Source organism: Caulobacter sp. GW821-FHT12A07 (assembly GCF_058807655.1).
In genome coordinates this window covers 201,625-219,177 of the sequence record NZ_JBXAQX010000007.1, presented here as the reverse complement: position 1 = coordinate 219,177, position 17,553 = coordinate 201,625, and the positions used below count along the sequence as shown (strand labels likewise).

At 69.4% G+C, this 17,553-nt stretch carries 17 protein-coding genes; 8 read left to right on the top strand and 9 right to left on the bottom strand.

Annotation, left to right across the window (positions count from 1 at the left end):
* Nucleotides 1–114: 114 nt before the first annotated feature.
* The 5 genes from AC1RRS_RS16305 (at nt 115) to AC1RRS_RS16285 (ending at nt 6,092) form a co-directional block, all read left to right on the top strand.
* Nucleotides 115–783 carry a DUF969 domain-containing protein gene (locus AC1RRS_RS16305; protein WP_492856031.1) on the top strand — a complete coding sequence of 223 codons (669 nt, stop codon included), beginning with the start codon at nt 115–117 and terminating at the stop codon, nt 781–783.
* A complete protein-coding gene (locus AC1RRS_RS16300; protein WP_492856030.1) occupies nt 780–1,733 on the top strand; it encodes a DUF979 domain-containing protein in 954 nt (317 codons plus the stop codon). Before AC1RRS_RS16305 ends, AC1RRS_RS16300 begins: the two co-directional genes overlap by 4 nt.
* A complete protein-coding gene (locus AC1RRS_RS16295; protein ID WP_492856029.1) occupies nt 1,714–2,700 on the top strand; it encodes a DUF2891 domain-containing protein in 987 nt (328 codons plus the stop codon). The genes AC1RRS_RS16300 and AC1RRS_RS16295 overlap by 20 nt, the downstream gene beginning before the upstream one ends.
* A 174-nt stretch (nt 2,701–2,874) precedes the next feature.
* Nucleotides 2,875–5,226 carry an NAD-dependent DNA ligase LigA gene (gene ligA / locus AC1RRS_RS16290; RefSeq protein ID WP_492856028.1) on the top strand — a complete coding sequence of 784 codons (2,352 nt, stop codon included), beginning with the start codon at nt 2,875–2,877 and terminating at the stop codon, nt 5,224–5,226.
* Nucleotides 5,202–6,092: an exonuclease domain-containing protein gene (locus AC1RRS_RS16285; RefSeq protein ID WP_492856027.1), complete on the top strand. Its 891-nt coding sequence runs from the start codon at nt 5,202–5,204 to the stop codon at nt 6,090–6,092. The genes ligA and AC1RRS_RS16285 overlap by 25 nt, the downstream gene beginning before the upstream one ends.
* A gap of 163 nt (nt 6,093–6,255) precedes the next feature.
* Here the strand turns inward: AC1RRS_RS16285 and AC1RRS_RS16280 are convergent, their stop codons facing one another.
* Both AC1RRS_RS16280 and AC1RRS_RS16275 read right to left on the bottom strand, forming a co-directional pair.
* Entirely contained in the window at nt 6,256–7,323 is a 1,068-nt protein-coding gene (locus AC1RRS_RS16280; protein ID WP_492856026.1) for an alpha/beta fold hydrolase, read from the bottom strand.
* A gap of 3 nt (nt 7,324–7,326) precedes the next feature.
* Complete coding sequence (locus AC1RRS_RS16275) at nt 7,327–8,184, bottom strand: NAD(P)-dependent oxidoreductase (protein WP_492856025.1); 858 nt, start codon at nt 8,182–8,184, stop codon at nt 7,327–7,329.
* A gap of 127 nt (nt 8,185–8,311) precedes the next feature.
* Between AC1RRS_RS16275 and AC1RRS_RS16270 the strand changes: the two genes are divergently transcribed.
* From AC1RRS_RS16270 to AC1RRS_RS16260, 3 genes are all read left to right on the top strand, one after another.
* Entirely contained in the window at nt 8,312–9,211 is a 900-nt protein-coding gene (locus AC1RRS_RS16270; protein ID WP_487288271.1) for a flagellar motor protein MotB, read from the top strand.
* Nucleotides 9,212–9,321: 110 nt separating this feature from the next.
* Nucleotides 9,322–10,167, top strand: coding sequence for an arginyltransferase (locus AC1RRS_RS16265; protein WP_492856024.1), 846 nt, complete (start codon nt 9,322–9,324; stop codon nt 10,165–10,167).
* A gap of 117 nt (nt 10,168–10,284) precedes the next feature.
* Nucleotides 10,285–10,701, top strand: a complete 417-nt coding sequence (locus AC1RRS_RS16260) for a hypothetical protein (RefSeq protein WP_492856023.1) — start codon at nt 10,285–10,287, stop codon at nt 10,699–10,701.
* A gap of 29 nt (nt 10,702–10,730) precedes the next feature.
* Here the strand turns inward: AC1RRS_RS16260 and AC1RRS_RS16255 are convergent, their stop codons facing one another.
* The 7 genes from AC1RRS_RS16255 to lra1 form a co-directional block, all read right to left on the bottom strand.
* A complete protein-coding gene (locus tag AC1RRS_RS16255; protein WP_492856022.1) occupies nt 10,731–11,498 on the bottom strand; it encodes an SDR family oxidoreductase in 768 nt (255 codons plus the stop codon).
* A gap of 31 nt (nt 11,499–11,529) precedes the next feature.
* Complete coding sequence (locus AC1RRS_RS16250; protein WP_492856021.1) at nt 11,530–12,792, bottom strand: serine hydrolase domain-containing protein; 1,263 nt, start codon at nt 12,790–12,792, stop codon at nt 11,530–11,532.
* A gap of 228 nt (nt 12,793–13,020) precedes the next feature.
* Nucleotides 13,021–13,200: a hypothetical protein gene (locus AC1RRS_RS16245; protein ID WP_492856020.1), complete on the bottom strand. Its 180-nt coding sequence runs from the start codon at nt 13,198–13,200 to the stop codon at nt 13,021–13,023.
* A gap of 76 nt (nt 13,201–13,276) precedes the next feature.
* On the bottom strand, nt 13,277–14,521 hold the full coding sequence (locus AC1RRS_RS16240; protein WP_492856019.1) for an SGNH/GDSL hydrolase family protein: 1,245 nt from the start codon (nt 14,519–14,521) through the stop codon (nt 13,277–13,279).
* 322 nt (nt 14,522–14,843) lie between these two features.
* Nucleotides 14,844–15,635 (bottom strand): rhamnogalacturonan acetylesterase, encoded by a 792-nt coding sequence (locus tag AC1RRS_RS16235; RefSeq protein ID WP_492856018.1) that lies wholly within the window; start codon nt 15,633–15,635, stop codon nt 14,844–14,846.
* On the bottom strand, nt 15,635–16,774 hold the full coding sequence (lldD, locus tag AC1RRS_RS16230) for an FMN-dependent L-lactate dehydrogenase LldD (RefSeq protein ID WP_492856017.1): 1,140 nt from the start codon (nt 16,772–16,774) through the stop codon (nt 15,635–15,637). Before lldD ends, AC1RRS_RS16235 begins: the two co-directional genes overlap by 1 nt.
* Nucleotides 16,775–16,778: 4 nt before the next feature.
* Entirely contained in the window at nt 16,779–17,540 is a 762-nt protein-coding gene (lra1, locus tag AC1RRS_RS16225) for an L-rhamnose 1-dehydrogenase Lra1 (protein WP_492856016.1), read from the bottom strand.
* Nucleotides 17,541–17,553: the final 13 nt, after the last annotated feature.

The window sequence follows — 17,553 nt, the reverse complement described above, 5'->3', positions numbered from 1 at the left end:
GGCGCCCCCGTCAAGAGATTGGGTCAAGCGACCCGTGTTCCACGGGAACGGACTTGCCAGCGCCGCCGGCCCGTCGGACGGTCCATCCAGATTCGTATACGGGGGACGGCCGGCATGTTGCCCTTGATCGGCGTGGGCGTGATCGTCCTGGGCTTCGCCTTGAGATTCAATCCGTTGCTGGTGGTGGTCTGCGCCGCCATGGCCTCGGGCCTGGCCGCCGGCCTTGGCCCGCTGGAGGTGCTGGCCGCCTTCGGCAAGGCGTTCAACCAGAACCGTTATGTCAGCATCGTCTGGGTGATCCTGCCGGCCATCGGCGTGCTCGAACGCTCGGGCCTGCAGGAGCGCGCCCGCACCGCGATCCGAGCGATGAAGGCCGCAACGGCGGGACGGATCCTCGTCGTCTACCTGCTGGCCCGCCAGCTGACCGCGGCGCTGGGTCTGATCTCGATCGCCGGCCACGCCCAGACCGTCCGCCCGCTGGTCGCCCCCATGGCCGAGGCCGCCGCCGAAGGCCAGGCGCCGCTCGATGATGCGACCCGCGAAGAGGTCAAGGCGATGAGCGCGGCCACAGACAATGTCGGCGTCTTCTTCGGCGAGGACATCTTCATGGCCATCGGCTCGATCCTGCTGATCGTCGGCTTCCTCGACCAGAACGGCCTGATCGTCGAGCCGCTGCACCTGTCGGTCTGGGCCATTCCCACGGCGATCTGCGCCTTCCTGGTGCATGGCGCGCGCCTGCTGCTGTTCGATCGCAAGCTTTCGAAGCGGGGGGGGAAGGCATGATCGGCCTGCCGCTCGTCTACCTGCTCGCCGGGTTCATGTTCACCGCCTTCGCCGTCATGAGCGCCGGCGACAAGGCCAATCCCAAGCGCTGGGGCAACGCCGCCTTCTGGGGGTTGTTCGCGATCAGCTTCCTGTTCGGCGACCGCCTGGGCGATCTCGGCAACGGCTTCCTCGTCGTCGCCCTGGCCTTGCTGGCCGGCACGGGCCGCCTCGGCGTGGGCCAGCCCAAGACCACCACCGCCGAAGAACGCGTCGAACTGGCCCAGCGCTTCGGCCTCAAGCTGTTCCTGCCGGCCCTGCTGATCCCGGTCATCGTCCTGGCCGGCACCTTCACTTTCAAGGCCCTGACCTGGCACGGCCAGCACGTGGTCGATCCCAAGCAGGCCACCCTGGTCTCCCTGGCCATCGCCGCCGTGGTCGCCGCGATCCTGGCCCAGCGCCTCTTCAGGCAACCGGCCGGCGCGCCGCTGCAGGAGGGCCGACGGCTGATGGACCTGGTCGGCTGGGCCGCCCTGCTGCCGCAGATGCTGGCGGCGCTCGGCGCGGTCTTCGCCCTGGCCGGCGTGGGCCAGACTATCGGCGACATCACCCTGGCCATCACCCCGGTCGACAGCCGCCTGGCCGTGGTCGTCGCCTATTGCCTCGGCATGGCGATCTTCACGGTGATGATGGGCAACGCCTTCGCCGCCTTCCCGGTGATGACCGCCGGCATCGGCCTGCCGCTGGTGATCGGCCGCTTCGGCGGCGACCCGGCCGTGGTCTGCGCCATCGGCATGCTGTCGGGCTTCTGCGGCACCCTGCTGACCCCGCTGGCCGCCAACTTCAACCTCGTCCCCGCCGCCCTCCTCCAGCTCAAGAACCGCTACGCCGTCATCCGCGCCCAGGCGCCGACGGCGGTGCTGATGCTGCTGATCAACATGGTCCTGATGTATGTCCTCGCCTTCCGCTGAGACCGCCTCCCGCTTCGCCCAGGCCGCCCTTGGTCACGTGGTCCGCGAATATCCCAACAAGCTCGACCACGTGATGGCCGGCGACGCCGACGCGCTCGGCCCGCGCGCCCTGCACCCGATCTTCTACGGCAGCTTCGACTGGCACTCCTGCGTCCACGGCTACTGGACCCTGGCCACCCTGCTGCGCCTGCATCCGAACCTACCCGAAGCCCCCGCCATCCGCGCCCTGTTCGACGACGCCTTCAGGCCTGAGAAGGTCGCCGCCGAGGTCGCCTATCTCGCCCGCCCCGAAAGCCGCGGCTTCGAACGCCCCTACGGCTGGGCCTGGCTGCTGAAGCTGCAAACCGAGCTCCTCGCCCACGACGCGCCCTGGGCGGCGACGATGCAGCCGCTGGCCGACGCCTTCGTCGCCCGCTACCGCGCCTTCCTGCCGATCGCCGACTATCCCATCCGGGCCGGCGTGCACTCCAACACCGCCTTCGCCCTCGCCCTGGCCGCCGACTACGCCGACGCGACCGGCGACGCCGACTTCCGCGCCCTGCTCGCCGGCAAGGCCGCCGCCTGGTACGGCGACGACCGCGCCTGTCAGGCCTGGGAGCCGTCCGGCGACGACTTCCTGTCGCCCGCCCTGGTCGAGGCCCTGGCCATGCGCCGCCTCCAGCCGGAGGGCTTCGCCGCCTGGTTCGCCGCCTTCCTGCCCGACCTGGCCCAGCGCCAGCCGGCCACGCTGTTCGCCCCGCCCAGCGTAAGCGACCGCACCGACGGCAAGATCGCCCACCTCGACGGCCTGTCTCTGTCCCGCGCCTGGTGCTGGCGCGCCGTCGCCAAGGATGCGCCTCCGGCCGTGGCGGCCGTCGCCCTGGAAGCCGCCGAGCTGCACCTGCAAACCGCCCTGCCCCACGTCACCGGCGACTACATGGGCGAGCACTGGCTGGCGAGCTTCGCCCTGCTGGCGATGCTGGAATAAGGAACCTCCCCCTCTGGGGGAGGCGATCGCGCAGCGATCGGTGGGGGGCGTGACTGCGGGGACGGCCAGCACGCCGGAAGCTGAAAACTTCCCCCCGCCGGCCTACGGCCGCCTCCCCCAGAGGGGGAGGTTCCTCTACTGTGCCCCGCCGCCCGCAACCGGATTCGCCTGCCCGTGTCTCAGATCCCCGTCGCCGACCTCACCGAAGCCCAAGCCGTCGAGGAACTGGAGCGTCTCGCCGACGAGATGGCCGGCCACGACCTGCGCTACTATCAGGACGACGCGCCGACGATCGACGACGCCGGGTACGACGAGCTCAAGCGCCGCAACGCCGACATCGAGGCGCGCTTTCCCCAGCACGTCCGCGAGAACTCGCCGTCGCTGAAGGTCGGCGCCGCGCGCTCGGCCCAGTTCTCGCCGGTCGAGCACGGCGTGCCGATGCTCAGCCTCGACAACGCCTTTTCCAACGACGAGGCGACCGAGTTCGACGCCCGCATCCGCCGCTTCCTGCGCATCGGCGCCGACGAGCCGGTGTTCTACACCGCCGAGCCCAAGATCGACGGCCTGTCGGCCTCGATCCGCTACGAGAAGGGCGTGCTGGTCCAAGGCGCCACGCGCGGCGACGGCCGTGTCGGCGAGGACGTCACGGCCAACCTCAAGACCATCGCCGACATCCCCCACAAGCTGAAGGGCTCGGGCTGGCCTGACGTGATCGAGATCCGCGGCGAGGTCTATGTCGAGCTGGAGGCCTTCGCCGCCTTCAACCGGGCCGCCGAGGAAGCCGGTTCGCGCACCTACGCCAACCCGCGCAACTTCGCCGCCGGGTCGCTGCGCCAGATCGACCCGAAGATCAGCGCCACCCGGCCGCTGCGCTTCTTCGGCTACGCCTGGGGCCTGGCGTCGGAGCCCTTCGCCGCCGGCCAGTGGGAAGCGCTGGAAAAGCTCGAGGAATGGGGCTTCGTCACCACCGCCCCGCCGGCCCAGAAGGTCGAGGGCGCGCAAGGCCTGCTCGACGTCTACGCCCATTTCGAGACCCTGCGCCCGCAACTGCCCTTCGACATCGACGGCGTGGTCTACAAGGTCGACGACCTGGAACGGCAGCGCCGCCTGGGCTTCGTCTCGCGCTCGCCCCGCTGGGCCATCGCCCGCAAGTTCCCGGCCCAGCGCGCCAGGACGATCCTCGAAGCCATCGACATCCAGGTCGGCCGCACCGGCGCCCACACCCCGGTCGCGCGGCTGAAGCCCGTCACCGTCGGCGGCGTCTCGGTGACCAACGCCACCCTGCACAACGCCGACGAGATCGCCCGCCTCGACGTCCGCATCGGCGACACCGTCGTCCTGCAACGCGCCGGCGACGTGATCCCGCAGATCGTCGAGGTCGATTTCGCCGCAAGGCCGGACCCGGAGCCGCCCGTCTACGAGTTCCCGCACGTCTGCGAATGCCCGCTGAAGACGGCCCTGGCCCAGGAGATCAACGCCAACGGCGTGGAGTCCGTCGTCCGTCGCTGCACCGGCGAGTTCGCCTGCCCGTTCCAGCGCGTCGAGCACCTGCGCCACTTCGTCTCGCGCCGCGCCTTCGACATCGAGGGCCTGGGCGAAAAGCAGCTCCAGGCCTTCTTCGAGGAAGGCTGGATCAACGAGCCGGCCGACATCTTCCGTCTGGCCCGCGACGAGGAGAAGCTGGCGGCCCTGCGTGAGCGCGACGGCTACGGCGAGACCTCGGTCAAGAACCTGATCGCCGGCATCGACGCCCGCCGCACCATCGGCCTCGACCGGATGATCTACGGCCTGGGCGCCCGCGACATCGGCGAGACCACCTCGACCGTCCTGGCCCGCCATTTCGACCAGTTCGCCGACCTGCAGGCCGCCTCCGAAGCCGCCGCCAAGGGCCTGCCCGGCGCGACCTATCTGGAGCTGTCGACCGCCGCCGGCGTCGGCCCCAAGGCGCTGGACCTGCTGGTCGAGGCCGGCCGCGCCGGCGTGCCCGCCGATCCCTGGCCGCAGTCGGAAGACCTGGAACTGAAGATCGGCCAGGTGGTCCCCAAGCTGACCAAGCCCGCCCGCGCGGCCCTTGCCCAGCGCTACGGAACCTGGGACGCCTTCGCGCAAGGCCTGGCCGAGGCCGCCAAGGGCGCGCCGGGCGAGGACTATCTGCACCTGGCCGCCGTCGACGGCGTCGGCCCCGTCGCCGCCCAGTCCCTGGCCCGCTTCTTCGCCGAGGAGCACAACCGCCAGAAGGTCGAGAACCTGCTGGCCCAGCTCGACGTCCAGGCCGTGGCCAAGCCCAAGACCGACACCGCCGTGGCCGGCAAGACCGTGGTCTTCACCGGCGCGCTGGAGAAGATGACCCGCGACGAGGCCAAGGCCCAGGCCGAGGCCCTGGGCGCCAAGGTCGCCTCCTCGGTGTCCAAGAAGACCCACCTCGTGGTCGCCGGCCCCGGCGCGGGCTCCAAGCTCAAGACCGCCCAGGACCTCGGCATCCAGGTGATGACCGAGGACGAGTGGCTGGCCCTGGTCGCCGGCTGATGAAGGTCGTCGCCATCGACTTCGAAACCGCCAACGAGACCCGGTCGAGCCCCTGCTCGATCGGTCTGGCCTGGATCGAGGACGGCGCGGTCGCCCGCGTCGACCACCACTACATCCGGCCGTGGGACATGCGCTTCGCGCCGTTCAACATCGCCTTCCACGGCATCGGCCCGAACCACGTCCGCGACGCCGACGAGTTCCCCGCCGTGCTCGACCGACTGCGCGAGGATCTCGACGGCGCCCTGGTGCTGGCCCACAACGCCGCCTTCGACATCAGCGTCATCCGCCGCACCTGCGAGCACTACGGCGTAGCCCCGCCGGCCTTCGACTACATGTGCACCGTGCAGGTCGCCCGCAGCGTCTGGCCCGACCTCGTGTCGCACAAGCTGAACGTTGTCGGCCGCCATCTCGGGATCGACTTCAAGCACCACGACGCGGCCGGCGACGCCTATGCCTGCGGCGCGCTGGCCCTGGCCGCCGCGACCGAGACCGGCGCGGGCGGCGTCCACGCCCTGCCCGGCCGCATCGGCCTGACGCTCGGCCGGCTGGACCAGGGCGGCTATGCCCCCTCGCAGAGCCGCCATCTCCCCAGGAAGGCCCCGCCGCCGCCCCGCCCCGTCCTGCCGCCCGGCGCCGAGCGCCGGCTGGCCGGCCGCACGGTGGTGTTCACCGGACAGCTCGACACCATGAGCCGCCCCGACGCCCAGGATCTGGCCGCCGCCATGGGCGCGCGGGTGGTGCTCTCGGTGACCAAGACCACCGACCTCGTCGTCGCCGGCCCCGGCGCGGGCGCCAAGCTGCGCACGGCCCGCGAGCGGGGGTTGCAGATCCTGAACGAAGAGGCGTGGCTGGCCCTGGTCAGCTAGCCCTTACGACTTGAGGAACCTCCCCCCGTGGGGGAGGCGGCCGAAGGCCGGTGGGGGGAAGTTTTCAGCTTTCGAAGCGTTGGCTGGCTTCGCAACTACGCCCCCCACCGATCGCTTCGCGATCACCTCCCCCACAGGGGGAGGTTCCTCGATGCCAGGCCGCCTACTTCCCCAGAAACGCCGCCAGACGGTCCTTCCACAGCACCGCCCAGGTGTGGCTGCCGTGGCCCTTGGTCTTCTCGCTGGCCGGCAACAGCACGAACTGCCCGCGCTTCAGCCGCTTCACCTCGCGCTCGGCGATCCCCAGTTCCGGCGGGTTGATGAAGTCGTCGGCCGAGTTGATCCACAGCACCGGGACCTCGATCTTCTCCAGCTCCGCCGACGGGTCGTAGTTGCGCGACGCGTCCACCTGGTAGAGCAGGTCGTTGGCGTCGAGCCCCGCGATGCGGCGGGCGAAGTCGGTCTCCAGGGCCTTGTCGGTGGCTTCGCGGGTCGGCAGGGCCAGCTGCATCGGCAGGGCCGAGGCGCCGGCGATGATCAGGAAGTCGGTCGCCGTGCGCAGGCCCTGCTTGGGCTGCTCGACATAGTCGCCGCCGCTCCAGGCCGGATCGGCCTTGATGGCGTCCATGGTCATCTTGCGCCACATGCGGTTGCGGCCGGCGATGGCCACCGGCTGGCAGGCGAACGGCGCGAGCCTCGTGGCGAAGCCCGGATACGTCTCGCCCCAGACGAAGGCGTGCATGCAGCCCATCGACGTGCCCATCAGGAGCCGCAGGCGATCCACCTTCAGCCCCTCGACCAGCAGCCGATGCTGAGCCTCGACCATGTCGTCGTAATCATAGTGCGGGAACTTCGCCCGCAGCCCGTCCGAGGGCTTGGACGATTTCCCGTGGCCGATGCCGTCGGGCAGGATCACGTACCACTGCGCCGGATCCAGCAGACCGCCAGGGACCAGCAGTTCGTCGGCGAACTGCGGCGACAGAAACTGCTTGCCCGACCCGCCCGTGCCGTGCAGCACCATCACCGCGTTGGTCACCCGCCCTTGGGCGTCCCTCTTGGGCTCGCCCAGCGTCGTGTAGTGCAGCCGCAGCTCCGGCAGGGTCTCGCCCGAACGGAACTTGAAGTCCTTCACGACGAATTCGCCGTCTTTAGGCGCGACGGCCGGAGCGGCGAAGGCGGCGACGGGCGCGAAGGCCGCGCAGGCGGCCAGGGTCAGCAGCAGGCGGCGCATGGCTTACTTCTTCTCCAGTCGCGCCACGAGGCTCGACGTATCCCAGCGGCTGCCGCCCAGGTCCTGCACCTCGCCGTAGAAGCCGTCGATCAGTTGGGTGACCTCCAGGGTCGCGCCGTTGCTGGCCGCCTCGTCCAGGGCGATGCCCAGGTCCTTGCGCATCCAGTCGACCGCGAAGCCGAACTCGAACTCGCCGCGCGACATCGTCCCCCAGCGGTTCTCCATCTGCCAGGACTGGGCCGCGCCCTTGGAGATCGCCGCCAGCACGTCGTCGGTCGGCAGGCCCGCGCGCTTGGCGAAGTGCAGGGCCTCGGCCACGCCCTGAACCACGCCGGCGATGGCGATCTGGTTGCACATCTTGGTCAGCTGCCCCGCGCCCGACGGCCCCATGCGGCGCATGGCCTTGGCGTAGACGTTGAGCACCGGCTCGGCCGCCGCGTAAGCTCCCTCGTCGCCCCCGACCATGATCGTCAGCTGGCCGTTCTCGGCCCCCGCCTGGCCGCCGGAGACCGGCGCGTCGAGGAAGCCCACGCCCTTGGCGGCGCAAAGCTCCGCCATCTCCCGCGCCACCTTGGCCGAGGTCGTGGTGTGGTCGACGATGATCGCGCCGGCTTCCAGCGCCGGCAGGATCTCGCCCACCACGGCGCGGACGTCGTCGTCATTGCCCACGCACAGGGCGACCAGCTGCGCGCCCTTCGACGCCCCGGCGATGGTCGGATCGCTGCCGCCGCCGTGCTTTTCCACCCAGCGGGCGGCCTTCTGCGCGGTGCGATTATAGACGGTCACGTCGTGGCCGGCGGCCTGCAGGTGGCCCGCCATCGGAAAGCCCATCACTCCCAGGCCGATGAACGCCGTCTTCATGCGCGAGACTCCTTGCCGCACCCTGCGGTTTCGGCCCCGTGTCTGGCCCCTCGGGCCTGCGATCGCAACGCCATTTTAACGTCCTGCCTTCAGGTTGCCCCGACAGGGTTAAGCAGGCTTAAGCACGATGGCGTCGACCGGCGAAGCGCCGATCATCATCAAGAAGATCAAGAAGGGCGGCGGTCATGGTCACCATGGCGGCGCCTGGAAGGTCGCCTATGCCGACTTCGTGACGGCGATGATGGCCTTCTTCCTGCTGATGTGGCTGCTCAACACCACGAGCCCCGAGCAGAAGCAGGGCATCGCCGACTACTTCGCCCCCGCCTCGATCTCGTCCAGCACCAGCGGCTCGGGCGGCATTCTCGGCGGCACCTCGCTCGGCGACGACGGCGCCAAGGCCGACGGCAAGATGTCGGTCGTCCAGCAGATGGCCCCCGAGGCTCCCGACCAGACCAACCAGGACGGCCAGTCCTCGACCACCGCCAGCCTCGACTCGGCCAGCGAACAGGCCCTGCGCGACGCCCTGGCCAAGAAGGAGCAGGACAGCTTCGCCTCGGCCGCCCAGTCGCTGCGCCAGTCGCTGCAGGACATGCCCGAACTGGCCGAACTGTCGAAGCAGATCATGATCGACCAGACCCCGGAAGGCCTGCGCATCCAGCTGATCGACCAGGAAGGCCGCTCGATGTTCAAGGAAAACAGCAAGGAGCCCAACGACCGGGCCCGCCTGCTGCTGCGCGCCGTGGCCAAGGTCATCAACCAGCTGCCCAACCGCATCACCGTCTCGGGCCACACCAGCGCCGACGCCCGCGGCCGCAAGGCCGACAGCGACTGGTCCCTGTCGGCCCAGCGCGCCGACTCCTCGCGCCAGATCCTGCGCGGGGCCGGCGTCGACGACGACCGCATCTACCAGGTGTCGGGCAAGGCCAATTCCGAGCCCCTCTACGCCGACGATCCCACCCTGGCCGGCAACCGCCGGATCTCCATCGTCCTGTTGCGCGAAAAGCCCGTCCTGCCCGACAACCTGTGACCGTATGACGCGTCACGCGTTTGTCCTGCTTGCACAACGGCTCGGCATGCCGCCTAATCACCCTTGAGGCATAGGCGGGGGCCTGGCCGGAGGAAGGGGACAAGGACGACGTGACGCAGCATTTTCCGACGCGACAGCTTCGGTTCTTCCTGACGGCGCCGACCCCATGCCCGTACCTGGCCGGTCGCCAGGAGCGGAAGGTCTTCACGCACCTGCCCCTGTCCGACGGCCCCGGCGTCAACGACGGCCTCACCCAGGTCGGCTTCCGCCGCTCCCAGAACATCGCCTACCGGCCCGCCTGCGAGACCTGCCGCGCCTGCCAGTCGGCGCGCGCGCCCGCGGTCGACTACGAATTCTCGCGCTCGGAGCGCCGCGCCCTGAGCCGCAACGGCGACCTCGTTCGCCACCTGGTCGAGGCCGAGGCCACGCTGGAGCAGTTCGAACTGCTGCGCCGCTACCTCGTCGCCCGTCACGCCGACGGCGGCATGGCCGAGATGACCTGGCCCGACTATGTCGCCATGGTCGAGGACACCGCTGTCCGAACCCACCTGATCGAATACCGCCGCCCGTCGGTCGATCGCGGTCCGGGCGAACTGGTGGCCTGCGTGCTGGTCGACGTGCTCGCCGACGGCCTGTCGCTGGTCTACAGCTTCTACGACCCGACCGAGGTCCGTCGGAGCCTCGGCTCCTTCATCATCCTCGACCACATCGTCCAGGCCCGCCTGACCGGCCTGCCCTACGTCTATCTGGGCTACTGGGTGCCGGGCTCGGAGAAGATGGCCTACAAGGCCAAGTTCTCGCCGCTGGAGATCCTCAAGCCCGGCGGCTGGTCGCTGATGTCGGCCCGCGAACGCGGCGCCCGCCCGCCCAAGGCCGCCCCCGCCCCAGCCGTGCGCGAGGTCGAGCTGTCGGACGCCGTGCCGCTGACGGAACTGCCGGCGGCGGGGAAGCCCTAGCCTTCCTCCGGCTCACGCGGCGGTGGATGAAACCCATCCGCGCGACACCCTGGATTTACATGGCGCAGGTTGCGACCTCATGATCGGAGGAACACCCAGTTCCCCGAGGTCAACGTCTTGCACTGCTCACGGCTCACGATCCCCCTGCTCGCCTCGCTCGCCGTCCTGGCGGGCTGCGATCGCGTTAGGTCAAACACGCTCCTGAGCGACTGGCGGCCGACCGACCGGCAAGTCGCCAAGGTCGACGCGGCGCTGGCGCGGTTCCAGAGCGATCCCAAGTTCAAGGCGGTGCGGCTCTTCGCTCCCGGCGAAGCTCATGACCGGACCTATTACGGCAACTCGCAGTACGGCGAACGCCGGATCTACGTCGCCCTGTCCGCCAAGCCGCCCCTGCTGAACGCGCCCAAGACCCAGCACAGACCCGCGACCCGTCCGCTCGCCCCGGATCTCTGCGCCGTCGTCGTGGCGGTCTACCGGGTGAGCATCGACGAGGTCATCGAGGAGAAATGCCTCGACAAGCGGTTCTCCCGCTGAGCCCAGGACCCAACCGGGGAGAGGGTGACTTATCGCGACCAGGCCACCCCGCCGTCGACCGTGATCGTCGATCCCACCACATAGTCGCCCGCCCGCGAGGCCAGGTAGATCGCCGCGCCGGCCATGTCCTCGGGTTCGCCGATACGGCCGGCCGGGATGTGCTTGGCCACGGCGTCGGCGTGGTCGCGGGCGACGCGGTTCATGTCGCTGGGAAAGGCGCCCGGCGCGATGGCCGAGACGGCGATGTTGTCGGCCGCCAGGCGCAGGGCCATGCGCTTGGTCATGTGGATCAAACCCGCCTTGCTGGCGCCGTAGGGATAGGTCTCCTCCTTGGTCACCGACAGGCCGTCGATCGAGGCGACGTTGATCACCTTGGCCACGCGGGCCTTGGCCGCTTCGCGCAGCGGACCGATCAGGGCCTGGGTGAGGAAGAACGGGGTCTTCATGTTGAGGTCGACGGTCTTGTCCCAGCCGGCCTCGGGAAATTCGCCGAAGGCCGCGCCCCAGGCCGCGCCGGCGTTGTTCACGAGGATATCGAGCTTCTTCTCCCGCTCGGTGATCCGCGCCGCCAGGCCCTGCACGCCTTCCAGCGTCGAGATGTCGCCCGGCAGCGACACGCACTCGCCGAACTCCGACAGCTCCTCGGCCGCCGCGTCGCAGGCGCCGGCCTTGCGGGCGGTGATGTAGACCCTCGCCGCGCCGTAGCGCAGGAAACCCTCGGCGATCATCCGGCCGATGCCGCGCGACCCGCCGGTGACGAGCGCCACCCGGCCCTCGAGGGAGAACATTTCCAGCATTAGCGTTTCCTCCGCGCCCGTTCTTCCGGGCTTATTTTTCAGGGTTGGTGAGCGCCTGGTAGACCAGGGTCGCCGTGCGTTCGTCGAGATTGCGCAGGGCCGGGTCGCCGTCCTTGCCGAGCACGTGGATCATGCCCAGGAAGATCAGGTCGTTGGCCGGGTCGATCCAGAACCAGGTGCCGGCCGCGCCGCCCCAGCTGTAGGTCCCCTTCCCCGCCAGCGTCCCGGCCCGGGCCGGATCGGTGACGACCATGAAGTCGAGGCCAAAGCCCTTGCCGGTGGCCTTCGAGAACCCGGCCTTGGGATCGTCCAGAATCGCGTCGGGCAGGTGATCCGACGCCATCAGCTTCACCGTCGCCGGCGACAGGATGCGCACGCCGTCCAGTTCGCCGCCGTTCAGCAGCATCTGGGCGAAGCGGGCGTAGTCGGTGCTGGTCGAGACCAGCCCGCCGCCGCCCGAGGCCACGACCGGCGGCTTGGTGATGTCCAGCACCATGAAGCCCTCGGCCGGGACGATCTTCTTGTCCTTGCCGCTCCACATGTAGAGGTCGGCCAGGCGGTAGAACTTCTCCGGCGGCAGCGAGAAGCCGGTGTCCTGCATCTTCAGCGGCTCGAAGATGCGCTCGCGCATGAACTCCGGCAGGCTCTGGCCCGACAGCTTCTCGACGATGAAGCCCTGGATGTCGACGCCGACGCTGTACTTCCACTGCTTGCCCGGCGGGCCGTAGAGCGGCAGCTTGGCGACCTTCTCGACGAACTCCTGGCCGCTCTTGGAGCTCAGCACCCCGGTCGAGACATAGGCCTTGTCGACCGGATTGTCGGGGTTGAGGCCATAGGCGAAGCCGGCCGTGTGGCTCATGATCTCGCGCATGGTCGGCGGCCGGTCGGCGGGCTCGGTGACGAACGAGCCGTCGGCGTTGACGCCCTTGTAGACCCGCAGGTTGGCGAACTCCGGGATGTACTTGGTCACCGGGTCGTCGAGGCGCCACTTGCCCTCCTCGAACAGGATCATCATCGCCACGCCCGTGACCGGCTTGGTCTGGGAATAGATGCGGAAGATCGTGTCCTTGGTCACCGGCGGCCCGTCATAGGCCTGGACGCCGTAGGTCTCGAAACTGACCACCTTGCCGTGGCGGATGAGCATGGTGCTGGCGCCCGGCAGATGCCCCTCGGCGACCAGGCTCTTCATCAGGGCGTCGAGGCTCTTCAGCCGTTCGGGCGAGACGCCGACGCTCTGCGGCGCGGCGGTCGGCAACGCCGGCTTCGGGGCGGCCAGGACGGGCGATGCGCCCATCGCCCCACCCATCGCCAGAGAGAAGGCCAGGGCCGTCGCCAACCCGAAACGCCGCCCAAAACCCTGCATCGCCATACATCACCCCAAACAGCCGTTTGGAGGCGACCTTACCGGGGATTGCGACAGGTGCAATCACGCCTTGGAAGAGCGGGATGGTGTCAGGAAGGGGAGCGGAGGTTTTCCGCGATCCCCTCCCCCTTGATGGGGAAGGGAGAAAGGGAAGGCCGCCTACTTCTTCTTTTTGGCGTTAGCGGCCACGGCCAGGAACATCGTCCCCACGCCGCAGAACACCGCGAACAGGGCGATGAACACCGCCGTGGATTTCTTCGAGTCGCCGTCGGCCGCATGGGCCAGGGTCGGCGCCGCCAGGATGAACGCGCCGGCCAGCAGCGACTTGATGGTCTTCATCGGAAAAGCCCCCTCACACGAATACCGCAGGGAGCTAGCCCGCTTTCCACCATCGCGACAAGCCGACGCCGGACTTCTACTTCGCCGAGAACAGCGCCTTGTCGATCGCTTCGGCCATCAGGGCGTAGCCTGCGTCGTTGGGGTGCAGGTGGTCGCCGCCGTGGGTCTCGACGCGCAGCTGGCTGGGCTTGGCCGGGTCGCGCAGCACCGCGTCGAAGTCGACGATCCCGTCGAACTCGCCGCTGGTGCGGATCCAGGCGTTGACCGCCTGGCGCGTGGCCTCGCCCTTCTCGTGGTAATAGGCCGCGCCCTCGAACGGCGGGATGACGCCGCCATAGATCTTCACGCCGCGCGCGTGGGCCCGGGCGATCAGCTGGCGGTATCCGGCGATCAGGTCTTCAGGCGTCACCGCATCGGCGGCGAAGCCCGGCTGGGCCGGACGGCCGATGTCGTTGATGCCTTCCAGCAGGAACACCGCCTTCAGGCCCGCCACGCTCAGAACGTCGCGGTCGAAACGCGACAGGGCGCTGGGTCCCGACACCTCGCGCAGCAGCCGCCCGCCGCCGACGCCCATGTTGACGACGCTCCAGCCCTCGCCGCGCGCGGCCAGCCGCTGGGCCAGCTGCTCGGGATAGCCCTTGTCGGCGTTGGCGGTCGAGCCGGAGCCCTCGGTGATCGAGTCGCCGATCGCCACCAGCACCTGCGCCTCGCCCGCGCCTCGCACCTCGACGCCGCTGACCAGACCCGGACCGCGCAGGGTCTCCTCGCCCGGGATCAGGCTCTTGGCGACGTGGTTGCCGGACGGGGCCACGAACAGGCGCACGCGGTGGCCGGCGGGAGCCTGGGTCCCGACATAGAAGATCGCCACCGACACCCGGTCCATGGCCTTGACCGGCAGGGCGACCGGATCGGTCAGCAGCGGCGCGCCCGGCGCCAGGGTGAACTCGGACTTGCCGCCCACGGTCACCGCGACCGGCGCGCCCAGGATCTTGCCGTCGGCGTCGGCCGGGGCGACCGTGATCGCCCCCACCGCCAGCGGGCGCTCATTGAGTTCGTTGGACAGCCGCAGCCGCAGCGCGTCGCCGCCGGCGTTCAGCCGCATGACCTGGCGCACCGTGACGTCGGTGAAGGCCCGCGCCTCCCCCGGCCGGGCCACGGCCTGCGGCGCGATCGGCGCATTGCCCCAGGCGCTGCGCCAGGCCGGCGCGGTCGCGGCGGCGGCGGCGGGACGGGCTTTCGAAGCTTTCGAGGGGGCGGCCAGCAGCGGCGCGCTCGGGGCCAGGGCCAGAACCAGGGCGGCGGACAGAAGAAGTCGTTTCACGGCGTTTCCCCACGCAACGGCGGTTGACGTCCGCCACTTCAGTGATATTCTCAATATATCGATCAATTGTCCATATTGTGAGAATTGATCGTTGGATCGAGTTCGATCCTTCCCCGTTCTGCCTGACCTCGTTCCCCCTGAGGTCGCAGGAGCGCCGGCTTGGCCAGCGCTCCTTTCTTTTTGCCTGAACGGCTCCCGGCCCCATTCACTCCGTGAAATCCCCGCGAAAGCGGGGACCTAGGCGTTTTCTGAAACCCGCAGCGCTCGACGATAAAACGCCTGGGTCCCCGCTTTCGCGGGGATTTTACGGGAGATGAACCGTCTAAGGCCGCCCCGCGCAGCTGGGCTCGCCGCGCGCCGAGGCGTCGGCCACACCCGGCAGCACCAGCTTGGAGACCGGAACCTTCGCCCCCCGCAGGCCCTTGGCCACGATGCCGGCCGCCATGCGCGCGCCCAGCTCGTTGGGGTGGGTGGTGTCGTTGATCCCTTCGGGGTGGCTGGCGATCTTGTCGGCCGCCGAATAGATCATGAAGCGCTTGGCGCCCTCGGCCTCGCCCATCTTTTGCAGGGCGGCCTGGCTTTCCTTGTCGAGATCGATCAGCGGGGTCTTCGTTTCAGCCGCCACCCGCCGCACGGTCGCCGAATAGGGACCGTGGGTGTCCTGGATCTGGCCGTCCTTGAAGATCAGCTTGGCGATCGGGGTGATCAGCACCGGCTTGGCCCCGGCCGTCCGCACGTCGGCCACGAACCGGCGCAGGTTGTCGGCATAGGCCCCGTTGGGATCGGTGAAGCGGACGATCTTCTTGGTGTCGGCGTCGTTGTGGCCGAACTGGATCAGGACGGTGTCGTCCTTCTTCAGCTGCGCCATCAGCACCGCCCACAGCCCCTCCTCCTGGAAGGTCTTGGTCGAGCGGCCGCCGCGGGCCAGGTTGACGATCTCGGCTTCCGGCTTCAGCGAGCACTTCAGCACCATGCCCCAGCCCATCTGCGGGAAGCTTCCCGAGTTGTAGTTGGCGGCGGTGGAGTCGCTGGCGATGACGATGCGGTTGGGATCGGCCAGGGCGGCAGGAGCAACGGCCAAAGCGAGCGCAAGCGCGAGCGTGGCGACTTTCATCAGCGGGTCTCCGCCAGGATGGAACGATCGATCTCGGAGACGGAATTGACGCCGGTCAGGGCCATGGCCACCCGCATCTCCTTCTCCATCAGGTCGAGCAGCTGGGTCACCCCCGCCTGCCCGTTGGCCGCCAGGGCGTAGACGGCGGCCCGGCCCAGCAGCACGCCCTTGGCCCCCAGGGCCAGCATCCGCACCACGTCGAGGCCCGAACGCACGCCGCCGTCGGCCAGCACCGTCAGCTTGTCGCCCACCGCCTCGGCGATGGCCGGCAGCGCCTTGGTCGAGGACAGCACCCCGTCCAGCTGGCGACCGCCGTGGTTGGACACCACGACGCCATCAGCGCCGATGTCGGCGGCGGCCTTGGCGTCCTCGGGATCGAGCACGCCCTTGATGATCAGCGGCCCCTTCCAGGACTCGCGGATCCATTCCAGATCCTTCCACTGGATCGAGGGGTCGAAGTTCGCCCCCAGCCAGCCCATGAAATCCTCCAGACCCGTATTGCCCTTCAGCACCGGAGCCACGTTGCCCAGGGTATGGGGACGACCCATCAGGCCGACGTCCCACGCCCATTGCGGCCGGCCCACGGCCTGCAGCATCCGGCGGAGCGAAGCGTTCGGACCGCTCATGCCCGAATGCGCGTCGCGATAGCGGGCTCCCGGCACGGGCATGTCGACGGTGAAGACGAGCGTGCTCGCCCCCGCCGCCGCCGCCCGCGCCAGCAGGTCGCGCATGAAGGCGCGATCCCGCAGCACGTAGAGCTGGAACCACAGCGGCCGGCTGGAAGCGGCCGCCACTTCATCCACGTCGCACACCGACACCGTCGACAGGCACAGCGGCACGCCCTTGGCCGAAGCCGCGCGCACCGCCTGGCACTCGCCCCGACGGGCGTACATGCCCGTCAGGCCGACCGGGGCCAGCACCACCGGCATGGACTGCTCCACGCCGAACAGGCTGGTCGCCGTCGAGACCCTGGACACGTCCTTGAGCACCCGCTGGCGCAGGGCCAGGTCGGCGAGGTCGGAGACGTTGCGGGCCAGGGTCCGCTCGGCATAGGCGCCGCCGTCGATGTAGTCGAAGAGGAAGCGCGGCAGCTTGCGCCGCGCCGCCTCGCGGAAGTCGGTGGTCGACGAGATGATCACGGGACTACTGCAGGTTCACGAACGCGCCGCCGTCCACCAGCAGGGCCGCGCCGGTGACATAGTTGGCCAGGTCGGAGGCCAGGAACACGATCGGGCCGGCCAGGTCGTCGGGCTCGCCCAGGCGGCCCAGCGGGATGCGGCCGCTCATGTATTCGCGCTTGGCGACGTCGGCGAGGTCTTCCTTGTTGATCGCGGTCTCGATCGTGCCCGGCAGCACCGAGTTGCAGCGAATGCCGTACTTCCCGAGCGCGATAGCGGTCGACTGCATGAGACTGTGCACGCCGGCCTTGGTCGGGGTGTAGTGCGTCTGCATGCCGCCGCCGACCAGGGCGCTGATCGAGCTGACGGCGATGATCGAACCGCCGTGGCCCTGCTTGACCATCTGGTTGGCCGCCGCCTGCACCATGTAATAGGCGCCGTGCAGGTTGACCTTCATGGTCCGCTCGAGAATCTCGGGCGGCATGTCTAGGAAGGCGTGGAACGGGCAGATGCCGGCGTTGTTGACGAAGACGTCGATCTTGCCGAAGGCCTCGACGGCGGCGTCGACGAAGGCCTTGGCCGTGGCGACCTCGGCCACGTCGCCCTTCACGGCGATGGCGCGGCGGCCCAGGGCCTCGATCTGCGCCACGGCGTCGGCCGCGCCGGCCTCGTCGGAGTGGTAGTTGATCGCCACGTCGGCGCCATGACGCGCGGCGCCGATGGCGGCCGCCTTGCCGATGCCGCCCGAGGCGCCGGTCACCAGCACCACCTTGTCCTTCAGAAGCATAGTTCCTCCGTCA